Source organism: Bradyrhizobium sp. LTSP857 (assembly GCF_000938285.1).
In the GTDB taxonomy this organism is placed as follows: domain Bacteria; phylum Pseudomonadota; class Alphaproteobacteria; order Rhizobiales; family Xanthobacteraceae; genus Bradyrhizobium.
In genome coordinates this window covers 172,909-193,619 of record NZ_JYMS01000010.1, presented here as the reverse complement: position 1 = coordinate 193,619, position 20,711 = coordinate 172,909, and the positions used below count along the sequence as shown (strand labels likewise).

General features: G+C 62.7%; 17 protein-coding genes and 1 pseudogene. 13 read left to right on the top strand and 5 right to left on the bottom strand.

What is annotated here, in order from left to right:
* Window positions 1-95: 95 nt before the first annotated feature.
* A complete protein-coding gene (locus UP06_RS06585) occupies window positions 96-1,274 on the bottom strand; it encodes an ABC transporter substrate-binding protein (RefSeq protein ID WP_045001483.1) in 1,179 nt (392 codons plus the stop codon).
* A 526-nt stretch (window positions 1,275-1,800) separates the two neighbouring features.
* Between UP06_RS06585 and UP06_RS06580 the strand changes: the two genes are divergently transcribed.
* Window positions 1,801-2,085 carry a hypothetical protein gene (locus tag UP06_RS06580; RefSeq protein ID WP_045001482.1) on the top strand — a complete coding sequence of 95 codons (285 nt, stop codon included), beginning with the start codon at window positions 1,801-1,803 and terminating at the stop codon, window positions 2,083-2,085.
* A gap of 45 nt (window positions 2,086-2,130) precedes the next feature.
* On the opposite strand, the gene purU is transcribed toward UP06_RS06580, so the two are convergent.
* On the bottom strand, window positions 2,131-2,994 hold the full coding sequence (gene purU, locus UP06_RS06575) for a formyltetrahydrofolate deformylase (protein ID WP_045001481.1): 864 nt from the start codon (window positions 2,992-2,994) through the stop codon (window positions 2,131-2,133).
* Window positions 2,995-3,154: 160 nt separating this feature from the next.
* Between purU and UP06_RS06570 the strand changes: the two genes are divergently transcribed.
* Entirely contained in the window at window positions 3,155-3,997 is an 843-nt protein-coding gene (locus UP06_RS06570; protein ID WP_045001480.1) for a uroporphyrinogen-III synthase, read from the top strand.
* Between the two features lie 121 nt (window positions 3,998-4,118).
* Entirely contained in the window at window positions 4,119-5,381 is a 1,263-nt protein-coding gene (locus UP06_RS06565) for an MFS transporter (protein WP_045001479.1), read from the top strand.
* Here the strand turns inward: UP06_RS06565 and UP06_RS06560 are convergent.
* Window positions 5,378-6,052 (bottom strand): Crp/Fnr family transcriptional regulator, encoded by a 675-nt coding sequence (locus tag UP06_RS06560; RefSeq protein WP_045001478.1) that lies wholly within the window; start codon window positions 6,050-6,052, stop codon window positions 5,378-5,380. The two genes, UP06_RS06565 and UP06_RS06560, sit on opposite strands and share 4 nt — an antisense overlap.
* Window positions 6,053-6,390: 338 nt before the next feature.
* Here UP06_RS06560 and UP06_RS06555 point away from each other — a divergent pair, with 338 nt between their 5' ends.
* The 6 genes from UP06_RS06555 (at window position 6,391) to UP06_RS06530 (ending at window position 13,569) form a co-directional block, all read left to right on the top strand.
* Entirely contained in the window at window positions 6,391-7,212 is an 822-nt protein-coding gene (locus tag UP06_RS06555; RefSeq protein ID WP_045001572.1) for an ABC transporter ATP-binding protein, read from the top strand.
* Window positions 7,209-9,140 carry a long-chain fatty acid--CoA ligase gene (locus tag UP06_RS06550; protein WP_045001477.1) on the top strand — a complete coding sequence of 644 codons (1,932 nt, stop codon included), beginning with the start codon at window positions 7,209-7,211 and terminating at the stop codon, window positions 9,138-9,140. The genes UP06_RS06555 and UP06_RS06550 overlap by 4 nt, the downstream gene beginning before the upstream one ends.
* Window positions 9,141-9,360: 220 nt before the next feature.
* Window positions 9,361-10,254: a branched-chain amino acid ABC transporter permease gene (locus UP06_RS06545; protein WP_045001476.1), complete on the top strand. Its 894-nt coding sequence runs from the start codon at window positions 9,361-9,363 to the stop codon at window positions 10,252-10,254.
* 3 nt (window positions 10,255-10,257) lie between these two features.
* Entirely contained in the window at window positions 10,258-11,331 is a 1,074-nt protein-coding gene (locus UP06_RS06540; RefSeq protein ID WP_045001475.1) for a branched-chain amino acid ABC transporter permease, read from the top strand.
* 42 nt (window positions 11,332-11,373) lie between these two features.
* Complete coding sequence (locus tag UP06_RS06535) at window positions 11,374-12,657, top strand: ABC transporter substrate-binding protein (protein WP_045001474.1); 1,284 nt, start codon at window positions 11,374-11,376, stop codon at window positions 12,655-12,657.
* A gap of 72 nt (window positions 12,658-12,729) precedes the next feature.
* Window positions 12,730-13,569 (top strand): ABC transporter ATP-binding protein, encoded by an 840-nt coding sequence (locus UP06_RS06530; protein WP_045001473.1) that lies wholly within the window; start codon window positions 12,730-12,732, stop codon window positions 13,567-13,569.
* On the opposite strand, the gene UP06_RS06525 is transcribed toward UP06_RS06530, so the two are convergent.
* Window positions 13,566-14,720 (bottom strand): AGE family epimerase/isomerase, encoded by a 1,155-nt coding sequence (locus UP06_RS06525; RefSeq protein ID WP_045001472.1) that lies wholly within the window; start codon window positions 14,718-14,720, stop codon window positions 13,566-13,568. The two genes, UP06_RS06530 and UP06_RS06525, sit on opposite strands and share 4 nt — an antisense overlap.
* Before the next feature lie 86 nt (window positions 14,721-14,806).
* Here UP06_RS06525 and UP06_RS06520 point away from each other — a divergent pair, with 86 nt between their 5' ends.
* Together UP06_RS06520 and UP06_RS40620 are read left to right on the top strand one after the other, a co-directional pair.
* Window positions 14,807-16,030: a phenylacetate--CoA ligase family protein gene (locus UP06_RS06520; RefSeq protein WP_045001471.1), complete on the top strand. Its 1,224-nt coding sequence runs from the start codon at window positions 14,807-14,809 to the stop codon at window positions 16,028-16,030.
* Between the two features lie 452 nt (window positions 16,031-16,482).
* Window positions 16,483-16,606 (top strand): annotated as a pseudogene (locus UP06_RS40620) (ABC transporter ATP-binding protein); the annotation flags it as partial.
* Window positions 16,607-16,667: 61 nt separating this feature from the next.
* On the opposite strand, the gene UP06_RS39660 reads toward UP06_RS40620, so the two are convergent.
* A complete protein-coding gene (locus tag UP06_RS39660; RefSeq protein WP_082081276.1) occupies window positions 16,668-17,078 on the bottom strand; it encodes a hypothetical protein in 411 nt (136 codons plus the stop codon).
* Between the two features lie 1,219 nt (window positions 17,079-18,297).
* Between UP06_RS39660 and UP06_RS06515 the strand changes: the two genes are divergently transcribed.
* Both UP06_RS06515 and UP06_RS06510 read left to right on the top strand, forming a co-directional pair.
* Window positions 18,298-19,707, top strand: coding sequence for an MBOAT family O-acyltransferase (locus UP06_RS06515; protein ID WP_045001470.1), 1,410 nt, complete (start codon window positions 18,298-18,300; stop codon window positions 19,705-19,707).
* On the top strand, window positions 19,617-20,690 hold the full coding sequence (locus UP06_RS06510) for a hypothetical protein (protein WP_156162811.1): 1,074 nt from the start codon (window positions 19,617-19,619) through the stop codon (window positions 20,688-20,690). The genes UP06_RS06515 and UP06_RS06510 overlap by 91 nt, the downstream gene beginning before the upstream one ends.
* Window positions 20,691-20,711 lie beyond the last annotated feature (21 nt).

Genomic DNA, 20,711 nt, shown 5'->3' with positions numbered 1-20,711 from the left:
TGGAGAGAACCCTCACCCGGCGCTTCGCGTCGACCTCTCCCGCAAGCGGGAGAGGTCGACGAGTTCGCGGCGCGCGCCATGCAAACGGCGCGCCCTTATTTCTTGGTCTTGCCGAGATCCTTGACGGCCTCGAAGGTCGCGAACTCGACGTTATAGAGCTCGCCGTCAACCTTCTCGACCTTGCGGATGTAGATGTTCTGCACGATGTCGCGGGTCTCGGGGTCGATCGAGATCGGGCCACGCGGGCTTTCCCACTTCTGGCCCTTCATGGCCTCGATCAGCTTGGTGCCGTCGGTGTCGCCACCCGTCTTCTTCAGCGCTTCGTAGATCAGGTGGATGCCGTCATAGCCGCTCACCGCCATGAAGCCCGGACGGGTGCCGTAGGCCTTCTTGTAGGCCGCGACGAAGTCCTTGTTCATCTGCGAGGGATGCGCCGCGGAATAAAGATGCGCTGTGACCGTGCCGAGCACGGCGTCGCCCATGTTGTTGAGGAGGTCGTCGTCGGTGACGTCGCCCGGTCCGATCACCTTGATGCCGGCCTTGTCGAGGCCACGCTCGGCATATTGCTTCATGAAGTTGCCGCCCTGGCCGGCCGGCACGAACACGAAGATCGCGTCGGGTTTCGCGTCCTTCATGCGCTGGAGGAACGGGGCGAAGTCGGGATTGGCAAGCGGCGTCTTGACCTCTTCGACAATCTCGCCGCCGCCGGCGGTGAAGTGCTCCTTGAAGAAGTTGAGCGCGTCATTGCCCGGCGCGTAGTCCGAGGTCAGCGTCGCCACCTTCTTGATGCTGTTCTTCACCGCCCAGTCGCCGATGATGGTCGAGGACTGCGCCAGGGTGAAGCTGGTGCGCACGATATAGGGCGAGCGCTCGGTGATGATGGAGGTACCGGCCGCCATCACGACTTCCGGAATCTTGGCTTGGGTTGCCAGCGGAGCAGCCGCGAGCGCGGCCGGCGTCACGCCGAAACCGGCGATGAAATTGACCTTGTCGTTGACGATCAGCTCCTGCGCGGCGGTCTTGGTCTTGTCCGGAATCGCAGCGTCGTCCTTGAGGATGATCTCGACCTTCTTGCCGGCGACGGTGTCGCCCTTCTGCTGCATGTAGAGCTTGATCGCGTTCTCGATCTGCTTGCCGGTCGAGGCCTGGCCGCCGGTCATCGGCAGGATCAGGCCGACCTTGACGGTGTCCTCGGCCTTGGCCGGCACGGCGGCCGCAAGACCCGCGATGGCTGCAACGGCGGCGATCGCTGAAAACTGTTTGCGTTCGAACATCAGATGTCCCTCCCCTTCATTCCTGTCCTCTTGTGCGCCGGACCGAGTGCCCGGTCCTTGGCCTTATTTTAGCTCACGCGCGAGTGATGTCGCGCGCCACATGGCGTCTTCCGCGCCCTCATTGTCAATCGGACGTTTGGCGACCATTCGGCACAAGCCGAGCGTTCCGATTGCCTACGGCGGGGAGCTGTATCGCGGTTACGTCGGGGTAACCCGAGCACCTCGATTTTGGTCGCGCCTATTTGTACGATTGTACAAATAAAATGGACCTGTCAACGAAAAAGCCCCGTCGCGGGCCAAGCCAGATTGTCGCGAGCCGATCGCCACAGTCTAGAAATGCCGCTGCCGGCGTGGATGGAGGATTGCGCCTTTCATTTGCAGAATTCAGACATCGGCGCACCATGCAGCTCGTCGCACTTTGGTATTTTCGTACCTACCTCGAATAAGCCAATTTTACCTTGTTGAAGGCTACCGTTCCTGACCGCTGGTGACCCGGCGTCCGACCACTCCGATTCCGGCGCCCGTAATGTCCATGCGTTTCCGTTCTCTCCTGATCCTCCTCGCGCTCGCCGCGGGGCTGTCCGGCTGCGGCACGGTCAACGAGAAGCTCTCTGCCGGCATGGGCGACTACGTCCCGCAATGGGCCGGCGGCCTGCCGGCCGACGCACCGCCGCGACCAGGCACGCCGCAATACGACGCCTACCTGAAGGAGCGCGAGCGCAAGCGGCTGATGCCGGCCGCGGATCGCGAGAAGGAAGAGCAGGCACAGAAGGGCACCACAGGCTCAACGTCGGGCGACGCGGTGCATTAGGGCGATGCGCTCCCTCGCCCCGCTTGCGGGGAGAGGGAAGAAACATCAATCCATGAACACCACGGTCTTGCGCCCATTCGGGATGACGCGGTCGTCGAGATGATAGCGGATCGCGCGCGCCAGCACGCGGCGCTCGATGTCACGGCCCTTGCGGACGAGATCTTCCGGTGTATCGCGATGGCTGATGCGCTCGACGTCCTGGTCGATGATCGGGCCCTCGTCGAGGTCACGGGTGACGTAATGGGCGGTGGCGCCGATCAGCTTGACGCCGCGCTCGTGGGCCTGGTGATAGGGCTTTGCGCCCTTGAAGCCCGGCAGGAACGAGTGGTGGATGTTGATGCAGCGGCCGGAGAGCTTTGCCGACAGATCGTCCGACAGGATCTGCATGTAGCGGGCGAGCACCACGAGATCAGTCCCGGTCTTGGCAACGAGATCGAGGATCTGCCCCTCCTGCTCGCGCTTGGTCTCCTTGGTGACCGGCAGATAGTGAAACGGGGTCCCGCCGAAATCGAGCCCGTCATAGACCTCGCGCGGATGGTTGGAGACGATCGCGGCCAAATTCATCGGCAGCTCGCCGGTGCGCCAGCGATAGAGAATGTCGACCAAGCAGTGGTCGGACTTCGACACCAGCAGCATCACCTTGCGATGCGCGGCGCGGTCGCGCATCTGCCATTCCATGCCGAAACGTTCCGCGATCGCGGTAAAGCCGGTCTGGAGCGCCGCGAGCTCCACCGCGAGATCAGCCGCGGTGAACACCACCCGCATAAAGAACTTCTTGGTCTCGACGTCGTCGAACTGCTGGGCGTCGAGGATGTTCTGTCCATTGTGGGCCAGAAAGGTCGACACCGCCGAGACGATACCGGGGCGATCCGGACAGGACAGGGTCAGGACATATTGATGATCGGGCATGACTGTTGAAAAAATGGCTCTTGATGAAGGTTTGTGCAACGACGCGCGGAACGACCCGCGATTTGCGCCCTGCTCTATCACCGACCCACCCTTGCGCCAATCCCGGCGACAGAGTCAGGATGAACGGACGATTGCGATTTTGACTCACCGGAGCACGCCCATGGCCGACCGCTTGAACGGCACCCGCATCCTGATCCTGGAAACGCGCGAGGAGGCGCAGTTTTCCAAGCTGCTGGCCGAGCAAGGCGCCGAGGTCGTGCAATGCCCGATGTTCACGATCCAAGATGCGCCGGACCCGTCTCCGGTCGAGGCCTGGATTCGCCGCGCCATCGACAAGCCGTTTGACGATCTCGTGCTGATGACCGGCGAAGGCCTGCGGCGAATGATGAAGCTCGCGGTCGCGCGCGGGATCGACCAGGCTTTTGTCGCGGCCCTCGCCAAATCGCGAAAATTCACCCGCGGGCCGAAGCCCGGCAAGGCGCTGCGCGAGGTCACGCTCGAGGCGCAGCAGACCACGGAGAAGCCGACCACCGAAGGCGTGATCGAGATGCTGGGCAAGCTTGATCTAAAGGGACGCCGCCTCGGCCTCCAGCTCTATCCCGACAAGGACCACAGCGCGCTGACCGGCGCGCTCTCCGCGCAAGGTGCCGACGTCGATACCGTGCTGCCTTATGTCTACGATTCCAAGGCCGCGGACGCCAACATCGTCGCCGCCATCAACGACATGGCGGAGGGGCGGATCGATTGCATCGCGCTGACCAATCTCGGCCAGGTCCGCCGTCTGATCGAAGCCGCGAAGGTGCATGGCAGCGAGGCGAATCTGCGCGCGGGCTTCGAGCGGACGCTGATCGCGTCAGTGGGGCCAGCGGTCTCGGGCGAGCTCGCCGCGCACGGCTTGCGCACCGACATCGCGCCGGCGGATGACGCCTATTTCATGCGGCCGCTGATCTCGGCGATGGCGGTGGCGCTGGCAGAGCGCAAGCCGAAGACCGCGGCGAGGTAAGAGCCGAACGCAGGATCGGCCTGCGGCAGTTCCGATTGACACAGGCATCACCGGCGCTACGGTCCTGGATAGAAGAAGAAGCAACAAGGCAGGGAATCGCCGTGATACGCGTCATCGCGTCTTGAGCACAGACGCACGAACTTCCGCGCTCGCACCGTTCCGCATCCGCAATTATCGCTTTCAATGGCCATCCGATCTGCTCACATCCTGGGCTTTCGAGGTGGAGACGCTTGTGCTTGGCTGGTACATCCTGGTCGAGACCGGCTCGGTGCTTCTGCTCACTGTGCTTGCGTCGCTGCAATTCGTCGGGACATTGGTCGCGCCGGTGTTCGGCATGATCGGCGACCGCATAGGTCATCGCGATCTCCTGGTGGCGATGCGCCTCACCTATACGGTGCTCTCGTCGACCATCATGATTCTGGCGCTGACCGGTCACCTGTCGCCGCTGAGAGTCATGATCATCGTCGCGATCATGGGCCTGATCCGTCCCTCGGATCTCGGCATCCGCGGCGCGCTGCTTGCCGACATCATGCCAGCCAAGCAACTGGTGGGCGCCATCAGCGTTGCGCGCACGACGCAGGACAGCGCGCGCATCGCCGGAGCGTTGACGGGAGCCGGGCTGTTCGCCGTCCTCGGCATTGGCCTCGTCTATGTGGCGATTGCCTGTCTCTACTTCGTCGCCGCGCTTCTCATGCTCTGCCTGACCCGACCGGAGAGGTCCGTCACCACGAGCACTCTTCCGGCGAACAGCCACGCGGTCTCGCGATTGCTTGAAGACCTCAAGGAAGGCATCGCCTACGCCTGGAATGGCCCGGGAATGCGCGCGGCGCTGTGCGTCGCCTTCCTGGCCAATCTCACCGCATTCCCGTTCACAGGCGGATTGCTGCCCTACATCGCGCGGGACATCTTTCACACGGACCAGACCGGTCTCGGCTATCTCTCGGCGAGCTTCGCCGTCGGCTCGCTGATCGGCTCGATCACGCTCACCCTCGTCAGCGGACTGCGCATTGCCCGGCTTATGATCGGCGCGACGCTGGCCTGGTACACTATGTTACTGGTGTTCGTCGAGATCAGGACCATGCCAGTAGCGATGGCCTGTCTGGTTCTCGCCGGCATCGCCCAGAGCATGTCGATGATTTCCGCCGCCGTGATCCTGATGCGGACGGCCAGCGCGCACCTTCGCGGCCGCGTGATGGGCGTGCGCATGATGGTGATCTACGGCATGCCGCTGGGGTTGCTCGCGGCGGGCAGCCTGGTCGACATCATCGGCTATTCCGCGACGGGCTCGCTCTATGCCACCGCGGGCTTCATCGCGATGCTGGCGATCGCGATCCGCTGGCGCACCGACCTCTGGCCGCTACACGCTCCCGCCAACACGCGCTAGTCCCCGTAGCCACGCAGCCGCTCGACATCGAGGATCGTGACGCCGCCATATTCGAGCCGCAGCAGCCCCTCCTTCTCCAGCCGGTTCAGCGCGCGGTTGGCATTCTGCCGCGACATGCCGGAGAGCGCGCCGATCTCCTCTTGGGTGATCTCCAGATGCGCGGTCGATTCCGGGTAGAGGATCGGGTTGAACAGCGAGGCGATGCCGCGGGCGAGGCGCGCGGTAGCATCGAGCGTACGGTTGACCTCAAGCATGCCGATGAACTGGCCGAGCCGCTCGTTGAGCTGGCGCACCAGGAAGCGGTTGAAGCCGACGCTGTTCTCGAACAGCCACATGAAGGCGGTGCGTTCCATCAGCGCGACGCGGCTGTCGCGCAGTGCGACCACATCGTAGCGGCGCAGCTCGTTCTTGAGCACGCTGCCCTCGCCGAACCAGGCGCCGGCCGTCAACCCCGCAAGGCTCGTCTCCTTGCCGTCGCGCGAGACCCCACCCATACGGGCAAGGCCGCTCACCATGCCGGTCCAATAATCGAACCTTTCGTCGCGCATGAAGACAGTCTCGCCGGTGCCGTAGGACCGTTCCGTGATCCCGGCGCGGGCGACCTCGATCTCCGCTTGCGTGAGCTCACGCGACCAGGCAGCGACGCGCTTCAGTTGATCCTCTGAAATCATGATCCCGAAGCCAGCCGCACCGTTTCGTCACTCCATTGTTCTGCTGCACTGCAACACAGCTGTTTCGGCCGCCATCCGACGAAAAATGGAGGCCGTCCTCGCCCGAAAAACTTTGTCGCAGAATTGTCAGGCCGGAGACATTTCAAAATAGCGCTTTCCCCTATTGAGGACCACCTCGGGCGATGCGACTTTTGATCCGAAACGGGAACGAGAGCCGCGCGGTCCGGTCGAGACCATCTGCTGCATGGCCTCACCGGCACGACCGTACTAGGATCGACCGACAAGAACGAACAACAAAGAGCGCCAACCAAGCGCCATCACCGGGAGGGATTTGTTTGGTGGCTACCAGTCTTGAAGTGCGCGGCGTATCCTTGCGGTTCGGCGGCGTCCGTGCGCTGACCGATGTCAGCTTCGCCATCAGAGACGGTGAGCTGTTCTCGATCATCGGCCCCAACGGCGCCGGCAAGACCTCGATCGTGAACTGTATTTCCGGCCGTTACAAGCCGACCGAGGGCCAGCTGTTCTACCAGGGTCGCGACATCACCGGCCTCACGCCGAACGCCCGCGCATCGCTCGGCATCGGCCGCACCTTCCAGAACCTGGCGCTGTTCCACCACATGAGCGTGCTGGACAACATTATGGTCGGCCGCCATCACCTCCTGAAGAACAATTTTTTCACGGGCTCGCTGTACTGGCTCACCGGTGCGCGCAAGGAAGAGCTCGCGCACCGCCGCAAGGTGGAAGAGATCATCGACTTCCTCGATCTCCAGTCGGTGCGAAAAGCCCCCGCGGGCACGCTCTCCTACGGACTGCGCAAGCGCGTGGAACTCGCCCGCGCCATGGCGCTGGAGCCACGCCTCATCCTCCTCGACGAGCCGATGGCCGGCATGAACTTTGAGGAAAAGGAGGACATGGCCCGTTACATCGTCGATCTCAACGAGGAGTTCGGGATGACGGTGGTGATGATCGAGCACGACATGGGCGTGGTGATGGACATCTCCCATCGCGTCATGGTGCTGGATTTCGGTCGCAAGATCGCCGAGGGCGATCCGGCCGCGGTGCTTGCCGATCCGCACGTCAGGCGCGCTTATCTCGGTGAGGAAGACGAGGTACTGGTCGATCCCGACGATGCCCCGCCGGCGCAGGAGAGCGCGGCATGATGGATTACGCAGGCCGCGTCGCGCAGGCCGATACCTATCCCAAGATGCTTCGGCTCAACGCCAAAGAGCACGGCAGCGAGATCGCACTGCGCGAGAAGGATCTCGGGCTGTGGCGCGTGTTCACCTGGAATGATTACAACACCCGCGTGCGCGACTTTGCACTCGGCCTTATCGAGTTGGGCCTGGGGCGCGAGGACGTCGTCGGCATCATCGGCGACAACCGGCCGGACTGGGTCGCAGCCGAAGTCGCGACCCACGCGATCGGCGGATTGAGCCTCGGGCTCTATCGCGACGTGCTGGATGAGGAAGCCTCCTATCTCCTCAATTATGGCGAAGCACAGCTCGTCTTTGCCGAGGACGAGGAACAAGTCGACAAGCTGCTCGTGCTTGCCGACCGCGTCCCGAGGCTCAAGCACATCATCTATTCCGATCCGCGCGGGATGCGGAAATATGACGATCCGCGGCTGATGTCGGCGGAGAAATTCGCCGAGCTCGGCCGTGCCCGCGCTACGCGCGAGCCGGAGCTCTACGATCGTCTCGTGGACGCGACCAAAGGCGGGGACATCGCGATCCTCTGCACCACTTCGGGCACGACCTCGCATCCGAAACTCGCGATGCTGGCCGCCGGCCGCGTGCTCCGCCATTGCGCCACCTATCTCGCCTTCGATCCGAAGGGGCCGGACGACGAATATGTCTCGGTGCTGCCGCTGCCCTGGATCATGGAACAGGTCTATGTGCTCGGCAAAGGCCTGTTGTGCCGGATGAAAATCAACTTCGTCGAAGAGCCGGACACGATGATGAACGATTTGCGCGAGATCGCGCCGACGTTCGTGCTCTTTGCCCCACGCGTCTGGGAATCGATCGCCGCCGACGTCCGCGCCAAGGTGATGGACGCCACTCCGTTCAAGCAACGCCAGTTCGATATCGGCATGAAGTTGGGTCTTGCCGCACTCGAACACGGCAAGCGCTCGGGCTTTGCCGACGTGATCCTGTTCCGCGCCCTGCGGGACCGCCTCGGCTTCACGCGGCTGCGGTCAGCCGCGACCGGCGGCGCCGCGCTCGGACCTGACACGTTCAAGTTCTTCCAGGCCATGGGCGTGCCGCTGCGCACGCTCTACGGCCAGACCGAGCTTTTGGGTGCGTACACGCTGCATCCCGAGGGCAAGGTCGACCCTGATACGACCGGCGTGCCGATGGCCGACAGCGTCGAGATCCGCATCGACAACGCCGACATCCACGGCGTCGGCGAAATCGTCGTGCGGCATCCCAACATGTTCCTCGGTTACTACAAGAACCCGGAGGCAAGCGTTGCCGACATCAGGGACGGCTGGATGCTGTCGGGCGATGCCGGCTACTTCAACGATAACAAGCAGCTTGTCGTGATCGACCGCATCAAGGATCTGGCCGAGACCTCGCGCGGTGAGCGCTTCTCGCCCCAGTTCATCGAGAACAAGCTGAAGTTCTCGCCCTATGTCGCCGAAGCCGTGGTGCTGGGCTCGGGGCGCGACTCTCTCGCGGCGATGATCTGCATCCGCTACTCCATCATCTCGAAATGGGCGGAGAAGAGCCGTCTCTCGTTCACGACCTATAGCGACCTCGCCTCGCGACCCGAGGTCTACGCACTGCTCAAGAAAGAAGTTGAGACCGTCAACGCCACACTGCCGCCGGCGCAGCGCATCTCGCGCTTCCTGCTGCTCTACAAGGAGCTCGACGCCGACGACGGCGAACTCACCCGCACCCGAAAAGTGCGCCGCAACGTCATCAACGAGAAGTACGAAGGCATCATCAACGCCATCTACCGCGGCGACGCCGACATCCCCGTCGATACAATGATCCGCTTCCAGGACGGCACCACGCAGCGCGTGCGCACGACACTGCGGGTGGTGGATCTGGGTGGGCATGGACAGATGGCGGAGGCAGCGGAGTGAGCTTCGTGTCAGCCACGAGCGTAACGCCCATTGCTGTGCCCTCTCCCCTTGTGGGAGAGGGCCTTTCCGCCATCAACCACACCCTCACTCGGGTGAGGGGTCCTCTCTCCGCACCTTCCCTGCCGAGACAACCCCTCACCCGCCTTCGCTTCGCGAAGCCACCCTCTCCCACAAGGGGAGAGGGGAAGAGCGCGCCGGATTTGTCAGCGAGCATCACTGCATGAACACCGCCTTCCTCATCCAGCTCCTGGTCAATGGCCTCGTCGTCGGCACGCTCTATGGCGTCGTGGCAATGTCGTTCGTGCTGATCTACAAGGCGACGCAAGTCGTCAATTTCGCGCAAGGTGAATTGCTGCTGGTCGGCGCCTGGGTGTGCTGGACACTGCTGGCCAAATACCAGGTGCCGTTCTGGATTGGCATGCCGATGACGCTGGTGTTCATGTTCGTGTTCGGCATCGCGATCCAGGTCCTGATCCTCAGGCCGATGATCGGCGAACCCATCATCTCGGTGATCATGGTGACGATCGGCCTCTCCACCGTGTTGCAGGCCACGCTGAAATGGATGTTCGGCGTCAACCCGCAACCGTTCCCGCGCGTGTTCGAGAGCCAGTCGATCGGTCTGTTCGGGCTCCAGATCCAGACCGTCTATGTCATGAGCCTGGTCGTCTCGGTCGCCATGATGATCGGCATGGCCTGGTTCTTCCGCGCCTCAAAGTACGGCCTTGCGATGCGCGCCACCGCGTTCAACCAGCAGGTGGCGCAGTCGCTCGGCATTTCCGTGAAAAGCGTGTTTGCGATGGCCTGGGCGATCTCGGCAACGGTGTCAGCGGTCGCCGGCGTCGTGGTCGCGGTGGTGAACGGTGTGTCGTCAGGTCTTGCGGCTTACGGCATCAAGGTGTTTCCGGCCGCGATTCTCGGCGGCCTCGATTCCGTCGGCGGCGCCGTGCTCGGCGGCATCATCATCGGCCTGCTCGAGAACATCGCGCAATATGTCGACAGCGAGTATCTGCACTGGGGCAATCTCTACGAGATCGCCCCGTTCTACGTCCTCATCATCGTGCTGATGATCAAGCCCTATGGCCTGTTCGGCACCCACGACATCGAGCGGATCTGATCCATGGCCGGCCCTGCCCTCATCCCTGCTGGTGACTTCCGCACCTCTTACGCGGCCGACACCACGATCTTCCCGACCACGACCAGCCGCAACTTTGCGATCGCCGGCGTGCTGCTGCTTTGTCTCGTGCCGCAATTCCTCGGCGGCTACTGGCTCAGCATCCTGATCCAGATCGGCATCTTCTCGATCGCCGCACTCGGCCTGAACATCCTGGTCGGCTTCACGGGGCAGATCTCGATCGGCCACGCCGCCTTCTTCCTGTTCGGCGCCTTCACCTCGGCCTACATCTCCAACAATGCGCCGATCCCGGTGTTCTTTGCGATCCCGCTGGCGGGCGTCGTCACCGCGCTGGTCGGGCTGGTCTTCGGCATTCCGGCGGCGCGGCTGAAAGGGCTCTACCTCGTCATCGCGACCCTCGCCGCGCAATACATCCTGCTCGACTTCTTCTCCCGCGCGGAATGGTTCACCGGCGGCTCGGTGCCGGCCAGCGCCGAACCGTTTTCCATCTTCGGCCACGCGCTGCGTGGCGACAGGCAATATTTCTACGTCGTGCTGGCCTATGTGATCGCGAGCTACGTCCTCGTCACCAATCTGATGCGCACGCGCGACGGCCGCGCACTGGTGGCGATCCGCGACCACTATCTCTCCGCCGAGATCATGGGCATCAACCTCACCAAATACCGCACGCTGTCGTTTGGCCTCGCCGCCTTCTTCGCCGGCATCGCGGGCGCGCTCTACGCGCATTACCAGCTTGTGGTCTCGCAGGAAGGTTTTGGTATCGAGCGTTCGATCCTGTTCCTCGCCATGATCATCATCGGGGGCACCGGCTCGATCATGGGCACGCTGATGGGCACCGCCTTCGTGGTGCTGCTGCCGGAAACGATGGAGTTCATCAGCCTCTCCCTGAAGGGCGGCGCGATCGACAAGGCGCTCTCGCTCAACAACAACATCACCTTCCTGCGCGAGATCGCGATCGGGGTGATCATCATCGCATTTTTGATGTTCGAGCCTGACGGGCTCGCGCATCGCTGGCGGCAGATCAAGGCGTACTGGAAGCTCTATCCGTTCTCGCACTGAGCACGGCAACGTCACTTAAACAATAACAGGAGGAGGCAACCCATGAAGACAAAATCCCTTTTGAGCACCGCATCGCTTGCGCTGGCGATCGCCGCATTCTCGGCAGGCGCACAGGCGCAGATCGCGATCGGGCACCTCGCCGATTATTCCGGCGGCACCTCCGACGTCGGCACGCCCTACGGCCAGGCCGTCGCCGACACGTTTGCGTGGGTCAACAAGAATGGCGGCGTCGGCGGCAAGCAGCTCAGCGTCGACACCAATGATTACGGCTACCAGGTGCCGAAGGCGATCGCGCTGTACAAAAAGTGGTCGGCCCCCGACAGCAAGGTCGCGGCAATCATGGGCTGGGGCACGGCGGACACCGAAGCACTCACCGGCTTCCTCGCCCAGGACAAGATCCCCGATCTCTCCGGGTCCTATGCCGCAGCCCTCACCGATCCCGAAGGCGTCAGCGGCAAGGCCAAGCCCGCGCCCTACAATTTCTTCTACGGGCCGAGCTATTCGGACTCGCTGCGCGCGATGCTGATGTGGGCCGCCGACGACTGGAAGGCCAAGGGCAAGCCCGGCAAGCCGAAATTCGTGCACATGGGCGCCAACCATCCCTATCCGAACGCGCCGAAAGCCGCGGGCGAAGCCATGGCGCAGGAGCTCGGCTTCGAGGTGCTGCCGCCGCTGGTGTTCGCGCTCGCGCCGGGTGACTACAGCGCGCAGTGCCTGAGCCTGAAATCCTCCGGCGCCAATTACGCCTATCTCGGCAACACTGCGGCCTCGAACATCTCGGTGATGAAGGCCTGCAAGACCGCCGGCGCCGAGGTGCAGTTCCTCGGCAACGTCTGGGGCATGGACGAGAACGCCGCAAAGACCGCGGGCGACGCTGCCGACGGCGTGATCTTCCCGCTGCGCACCGCGGTGAGCTGGGGCGGCGATGCGCCCGGCATGAAGACGGTGATGGAGATCTCGAAGATGTCCGACCCCACCGGCAAGGTCTATCGTCCCGTGCACTATGTCGCCGGCGTCTGCTCGGCGCTCTACATGAGGGAGGCACTCGACTGGGCCGCCAAGAACGGCGGCGCCACCGGCGACAACGTCGTGAAGGGTTTCTACCAGAAGAAGGATTGGGTGCCGGCCGGCATGGAAGGCGTCTGCAATCCCTCGACCTGGACCGACAAGGACCACCGCGGCACGCTGAAGGTCGACCTCTACCGCACCAAGATATCCGGCGCGACCGATGGCGACCTCAACGACCTCATGACCAAGGGCGTCATCAAGCTCGAGAAGGTCAAGACCGTCGAGCTGCCGCGCAAGCCGGAATTGCTGGGGTGGTGAGCCAAGCTATTCCCTCACACACAACTGTCATCCCCCGCGAAAGCGGGGGATGACAGCGGAGAATAAAAACGCATGTCGCAAGCCATTGAAGCAACGCGCCCCACTCCCACCGTTGTCGCGGCGCCGCCCCTCCTCGGCGTGCGCAACATCGAGGTCGTCTATGACGACGTCATCCTGGTACTGCGGGGCTTGAGCCTCGACGTGCCCAAGGGCGCGATCGTGGCACTGCTGGGCGCCAACGGCGCCGGCAAGTCGACGACGCTGAAGGCGATCTCGGGACTACTCAAGACCGAGGACGGCGAGGTCACGCGCGGCGAAATCTTGTTCGAAGGCGAGCGGATCAATGGCATCGACCCCGACAAGATCGTCCGCCGCGGCATCTTCCAGGTGATGGAGGGCCGCCGCATCATCGCCGACATGACGTCGCTGGAAAACCTCAAGCTCGGCGCCTTCACCCGCAGGGACCGCGAGGTCGATGCCGATCTCGACATGGTCTTCAACTATTTCCCGCGCCTGAAAGAGCGCACCGGCCTTGCCGGCTATCTCTCCGGCGGCGAGCAGCAGATGCTCGCGATCGGCCGCGCGCTGATGGCGCGCCCGAAGATGATTCTGATGGACGAGCCCTCGATGGGCCTGTCGCCGCTGCTGGTGAAAGAGGTGTTTTCGATCATCCAGAAGATCAACCGCGATCTCGGCGTCACCATCCTGCTGGTCGAGCAGAACGCGCGCGCAGCGCTGTCGGTGGCGAGCCACGGCTACATCATGGAGCAGGGCAAGGTCGTGCTCGACGGCACCGCGGATGAATTGCGCGACAACGAGGACGTCAAGGAATTCTACCTCGGCGGCGCCGGCGACCAGCGCAAGAGTTTCAAGAACCTCAAAAGCTTCAAGCGCCGCAAGCGCTGGCTTTAACCCACAAGCACCTGCTCCGCTTCCGTGACTGCGCAGAGAACATGATAAAACGACGACGCAGGAATGGTGTCGATCAGCGATGTGCCGTCGCGATCGAACTGGTCGTACCAGCCGCCCCGCACGGGATGGCTGAGATAATGCCGTTCGAGCCGTACCAGCGCCGCGCGCGCCTCATCGGCCGCGCCCGCCTCGCCGGATTCGGCCTGCGCGATCCACGCCTTCGCAATCTCGGTCTGGGGCCACAGCCGGCGCGTACTGCGGCGGATGTTGCCAATGTCGTCACCCTCGTCGATCAGGCAGCCGGTGGCCGCGTCGCGATAGCGCAGCGCGCTCGCCAGCAGCTCAGTGCGCCGCTGCCCGGTCGGGCAGCCCGTGATGCGTTCAAAACCCTTCAGCAGCCAGACCCATTCCGCCTGATGGCCCGGCTCGACGCTGACCGGCTCGATCTTCGACCAGTCCTCTTCGAAATATTCACCGAGCACGTGCTTCTGCTTGTCGTAGAGATTGGCAAGAAACAGCGCGAAAAACTCGCCGGCGCGATTCTGGAACGACAGATCGTGGGTCGCGTCGAAACACGCGATCATCGCCTCGAACAGGTGCATGTGCGGGTTCTGCCGGCGCGGCAACGAGACCGGCAGGCTTTCGTGGACGCCGCCATGCGGCGAGCGCAGATGGCCGTCGAGGAAGGCGAGCAGCGCGTCGATCTCGGCGCGGATCTGCGCGTCCTTGTCGAGCGCATAGACTGTCGCCAGCGCAAACAGGATGAAGGCGTGGTCATAGGCGTCGCGCCGCGCGTCCAGCACCGCGCCGTCCGGCGTCAGCCGGTGCACATAGCCGGGCCGGCCGTCGGGCGCCTTTGCTTTGGCCAGCAGGTGCTCCAGCCCCTTCAGCGCGATGGCGCGGCCTTCCGGATACCAGCCCATCTGCGCCGCCTTGGCGTAACAATAGATCTGGCGCGCCTGCACCATCACGCGCCGCGGCGCGGCCGCATCCGCCGTGCCGTCGCGATGCAGCCGATCGATGAAGCCGCCCGCGCTATGGTCCCAGCCGACGGTCGACCACAGGGGTATCGCGTCCTCGATCATGCGGCGTTTCAGGCGCGCGACGACATCGGCTGCCTCTTCTGCCGGAATGATCCATTCGTCCGCCATCACGCCCTCTTCAAGCCTCGCCAATGGCCGTCTGATACCCATGCCGGCGGCGGCGTGCAATGGATGCCAACCCGGAAAGATCAGCCATGACCGCTCATTACGACGCCCGCGAGACGCGCGAGCAAGCTGCGCGCGAGGCCGAGCTGTTCTCCCGCCTGCCGGAGGTGTTGGGCAGCGCGATGGCCGCGCCCGCCTATGCCGAGCGTCTCAAGGGCATCGATACGGCCTCCGTGACCTCCAGGGCGGCGCTGGCGCGCCTCCCGGTGCTGCGCAAGTCGGAACTGCCGGCCCTGCACAGGGCCTCGGCCCCCTTCGGTGGCTTCGTGGCGGCGGCACCAGGGTCGTTCGCCCGCCTTTTCACCTCCCCGGGCCCGATCTTCGAGCCGGAGGGCCGGCAGGCCGATCCCTGGCGCGGCGCGCGGGCGCTGTTCGCGGCCGGATTCCGCGCCGATGACATCGTGCTCAACACCTTCAGCTACCACCTCACGCCCGGCGGCTTTATCTTTGACTCGTCGGCGCGCGCGCTCGGCTGCGCGGTGATCCCGGCCGGCCCCGGCAATACCGAGCAGCAGTTCGAGCTGATCGAGGCTTACCAGCCGGTCGGCTACAGCGGCACGCCGGACTTCCTGAAGATCCTGCTCGATGCCGCGGCGACCTCGGGGCGCGACGTCTCATCGATCAAGCGCGCGCTGGTTTCGGGTGCCGCCTTCCCGCCCTCGCTCCAGGCCGAGATCAGGGCGCGCGGCATCGACGCCTACCAGGCTTTCGGCACCGCAGACCTCGGCATCATCGCCTTCGAGACCGCAGCACGCGAGGGCATGGTCGTGAACGAGGATCTGATCATGGAGATCGTCAAGCCCGGTACTGGCGATCCGGTTGCACTGGGCGATGTCGGCGAGATCGTGGTGACCTCGCTCGACCCGCACCATCCCTGGATACGCCTTGCGCTCGGCGACCTCACCACCGCGCTGCCGGGCGCGAGCCGGTGCGGGCGCACCAACATGCGGATCAAGGGCTGGATGGGTCGCGCCGACCAGACCACCAAGGTCAAGGGCATGTTCATCCGCCCCGAGCAGGTCGCCGAGATCGGCAAGCGCCATCCCACACTGGGGAGATTGCGCCTCGTCGTCACGCGCCAGGGTGAGACCGATGCAATGACGCTGAAAGTGGAGTCCGGGACAGCGAGCGCTACACTGCGCGAGGAGGTCGAGGGCACGTTGCGCGCAGTGACGAAACTCGGCGGGAATGTCGAACTGGTCAGCCCCGGCGCGCTGCCGAACGATGGCAAGGTGATTGCGGACGAGCGGTAATGCTGGAACCCGAGATGGAGGCTGCGGCCGAACGACCGGACAATTGTGCCGTTTCGTCGTCCCCGGGCCGGGTACATTGGCTTCTTGGAGTTTCAGCAAGGCACGGCTGCAAAGGAGCCGCTTACGATCGCACAATGCAAATAATTTGGTAACAGGTCGAGCCCAATGTAAATCAGCAAACATCAGCGAGCGATTTCTACATAAAATCATCGCGTTACACCAATCGGCCGAGCCACGATGGACTCCAAATAGCTCTGCAAAAACAGGTAAAACTAGCGCCGATAACAGGACACAAAATCCAACATAACAGGGCGCATCCCGGTGACTGCCGATTTCGAGGATCTCGCCCGGGTGTTCCGATTTGATCTCGCCCACCATTCCGATTTGATGTCGCCCGGGGCCGGGGAGGCGTTCTGGCTGTTGATTTCTGGCAGCGGCGAAGCCGCGAGGTCAGCCACGGCCACATTCTGAAGCTGCGCAAGTCGTGGTCGACGGCACCGCGGACGAATTCCGCGACAACGAGGACGCCAAGGAATTTCCTCTGGCGGCGCCGGCGACCAGCGCAAGAGCTTCAGACGAGAGTCTCGATCATCGCCTCAAACAAGAGCATGTGAGATTTGGCAAGGAAATCGGCTAGCTAGCGTGCGTACATTCCCGGCGGTTGCATGCCATTGCGATAGCAACGGCCATTCGAATAGTTGTAGGCGAAGCCATCAGGGCATTGGCCGCTTTCGCCGCCGTATTGAGGGCGGCCATAGGCGCCCGGTGCGTGCCCCCTGTTCGGGTAGCAATTGCCGTCCGAATAATTGAAGTCGTAGCCGTCGGGGCAAGAGCCGCCTCGCCGATATTGGGGCCGCGCATACTCACCTGGCGGTTGCCTGCCATTACGATAACAGCGCCCGTCCGAATAATTGAACGCAAAGCCGTCTGGACATTGGCCGCCCGGTCCGCCCCTGAATTGAATCTCCTGAACCACCGGCTCCGACCCCACTGCTGTCGGTGGAAGTGCTGCGAACGCAATTAGGCCTGCAAGTGCAAGCTCGATCATGATATTTCCTCCAAATGACTGAGATAAGCTAACAGGATTCGTGTCCCCATCAAACGGCCTACCAATTGACGCATGGCTGTACTGAACCAGACATGAACCAAAGGGGCTGCGACAATACGCCTTCTCCGCCCCCGCGTACGCCACCTAGCAGGGTCTATCATCTCCAGGCCAAGCCCTAGCCGTCGGATCGGTCGCAGCGATAGCCTCAGCAACAGGACGACAAATGCAAACTGGACGTAGCGGTGCGGGCAGGGATCAAGAACGGCGTTTGCAGCATCTTGAGAAAGTCCTCGACCCTTGGAACACAAAACAGGCTGTTCATATACGTTTGTGGCAGCTGAGGAATCGCGGCGCGCCTTGTTAGCCAGATCAAATGCTCGACCGGCCCGAACGGCTCACCAAGCATGACCGCGAAAAGGAGGCCCAGAAGCAGCGCAGCATTGGCGCCCTCGCAATTCAGAGCGAGGCAGTCAGCGTTGAACGTTTGCGACTCATCAATTCAATACCGGCTTCTATCCCATTTCCTGCGGCAGCCCGTAATTGAGCCCGAGGCTGCTGTGGCGGCCCAAACCGCGTCAGCACGCGGAAGTCGTTGCCGCGCGCATGTGCGAGGAAGCCGAAGCCGGAAGCGCCCGAGAAGTCGGAACAGGCGACGGTCGCCTCGGAAAAACCGGATCCGTAGAACGAGTTCGCGGCGTGACAGAGGTGACGGTCATAGAGCTCGATCTTCGGGCTGTGGCCGAACTGGTACTTGAAGTATTCGGTAAGGCGCTGCGTGTAATTCGTCTAGGCCTTCAGCGGCGACCAGATCCAGTTGACGTCGCGCATGGTGATGCCGGCCTGCATCAGGCAGAGTCCAATCGCGCCGCGGGCCACCTCGCCGCGCGCATGCTTGGCCAGCGTGAAGCGTTCCTTTCGGCCGCAGCGACCAACTCACCGGGTCGAAGCAGGACAGCCGCACCGTTATGATGCCCGTGCTTGATGCCAGAGCTAATTCCGATCACATACATTCGTGCCTTCGGGAGCGCCTTTCTATGGGAGATGGAGGCAATGTAAATCTCTCATCATTGGCGTTTTCGCCGGGAGATGGGCGTTCCCGCGCTAATTGGGAGCGATCAGCCCGGCGCTTTTCGTGCGAGCGTGATGCGCTTCCCGCCTCCTGCAAACGTTGATCTTCCGGCGCGCTTCGCCTACTTTGCCATGGAACAGGCGAAGGCTGATGCTATTCAACTCAACGAAATTTCTGTTCTTTTTTTTCCCCATCGTCTTCCTGGTCTTCTTCGCGCTCGGCAGAATGCGACAGCGCAGCTTGGCGTCGGCGTGGTTATTCGTCGCCTCGCTGGTGTTTTACGGTTGGGACGATCCGAAATTCCTGATCCCCCTGATCTCGGTCTCGATCGTCTTCAACTACCTCGTCGGCCGCGCCATTATGTCGGCCCGCAAGAGATCAACCCTCGCGCTCGGCGTCGCCGTCGATCTCGGCCTGCTGGCGTATTTCAAGTACGCCAATTTCATCGCCGAGAACCTCACCTCTCTGGGCGCGCCGGCGATGCACGTGACATTGCCGATCGGCATCTCCTTCTTTACCTTCACGCAGATCGCGTTTCTCGTGGACTGCTACCGCGACGAGGCTCACGAATATAATCCGATCCACTACGGCCTGTTCGTGTCGTATTTCCCGCATCTGATCGCCGGCCCGATCCTGCACCACAAAGAGATGATGCCACAATTCGCGCGGTCGCAGACTTACATGCTCAACACATCCGCGCTCGTGACCGGCCTGTGTTGGTTCGCGGCAGGCCTGTTCAAGAAGGTCGTTCTCGCCGACGGCATCGAACCCTATGCAAGCGCGGTCTTCGACGCCACCGATCAGAGTCAGATGCAGGGCTTCGGCCAGGCTTGGCAGGGCGCGCTCGCCTACACGCTCCAGCTCTATTTCGATTTTTCGGGCTACTCCGACATGGCGATCGGGCTCGCGCTGATGTTCGGCATTGTGTTTCCCGCCAACTTCAACAGCCCCTACAAAGCCAGCTCGCTGATCGACTTCTGGCGCCGCTGGCACATGACACTTTCCCGATTCCTGCGCGACTACCTCTACATATCGCTGGGCGGCAATCGGCACGGCCCGCTTCGGCGCTACCTCAACCTGTTCGTCACGATGCTGCTCGGCGGCCTCTGGCACGGAGCCGCCTGGACCTTCGTCGTCTGGGGTGCGCTGCACGGCCTTGGCCTGCTGCTCAACCACGCCTGGCGCTCGACGGGATTGCGGATTCCCGCGCTCCTCTCATGGGCGCTGACGCTGATCTTCGTCATTCTAGCCTGGGTGCCGTTCCGCGCCAGGACCCTCGCCTCCGCCACCGAACTCTGGAAAGCCATGCTCGGCTTCAACGGCGGCGATACGGCAACAAACATGCTTGGCTGGACCTGGATTGCTGCGCTCGCGGTGATCACGCTCATGCTTCCCAACACCATCGAAATCTTCACCAAGAAAGCAGATCTCGTTCCCGACATCAGGCAGATCTGGAATCCGTCGCTCAGATGGGCGGCGCTCGGCGGTGTCGCCTTCGGCGCGAGCCTGGCCGCCATTCTCGGCGGGCAGCCGACGGCATTTCTGTATTTCCGCTTCTGACCGCTGTGATGCGCAATTTCGCTCTCATCATCGTCTTTGCCCTGGTGGCAGCCGTGTCCACTGCGATTTTTCCGCTCGTCTACTGGCTGCCGAAGGCGCTGGAATGCCGGACAAACGACGACCCATCGGCGTTCCTCACCTACTGCAACGGCGCCGACTACGGCGACTATGAGCACGGCGCCTACTACTGGAATCTCGAGCCGGAGGCGACCAAGGCACTACGCTCGGCCCGCATCCTCTTCCTCGGAAACAGCCGCCTGCAATTCGGCTTCTCGACCGAGACCACCCGGCACTATTTCCAAAAGAAGAACGTGCCGTACTATCTCGCGGGTTTCACCTATTTCGAGAACATGGTGTTCATCCAACAATTGATCGATCAATACGACCTCAATCCCGACGTCATCGTCATCAATGCGGACGGCACTTTCTTCAGCGAGCAATTGCTGTCGACACCCGCCGCTATGTTCATCTCAAAGCGAAACTCGCTGTACTGGAGAACGCTCTACGGCTACCTGCTCAAAGGTGCCTTTACCCGCATCGCGAGACCCATTTGCGAGATCTTCCCCTTCGCGTGTAGCCAAAAGCTCCAGACGCTGTGGCGCCGGCGCGAGACTGGCGACTGGCTCTGGCAAGGCACGTTTGCCGAACTGAACAACGCCATTCCGATCGATCCGACAACGCGTCCACCGGCTCCTGACGAAGCGGCGATGCGGGAGTTTGAAAAGGCCGCAGACAGCTTTCTGCGAACACTAAGGGTTCGCCGCCAATGCATCATCCTCACCGCTGTCCCCAACAGCGTGCTGACGGACGAACCGATCGCCGACCGCATCGGGAAACGGTTCCAATTGCCCGTGATCGTGCCTCATCTCGATGCTCTCGCGACGTTGGATGAAAGTCATTTGAACGCAGCGAGTGCCGAGCGATGGTCGGAAGCCTTTCTGCGCGCGGCAACGCCGACGCTCGATCGGTGCCTCGGAAAGTGACGTTCCGGCTGGCGCCAAATC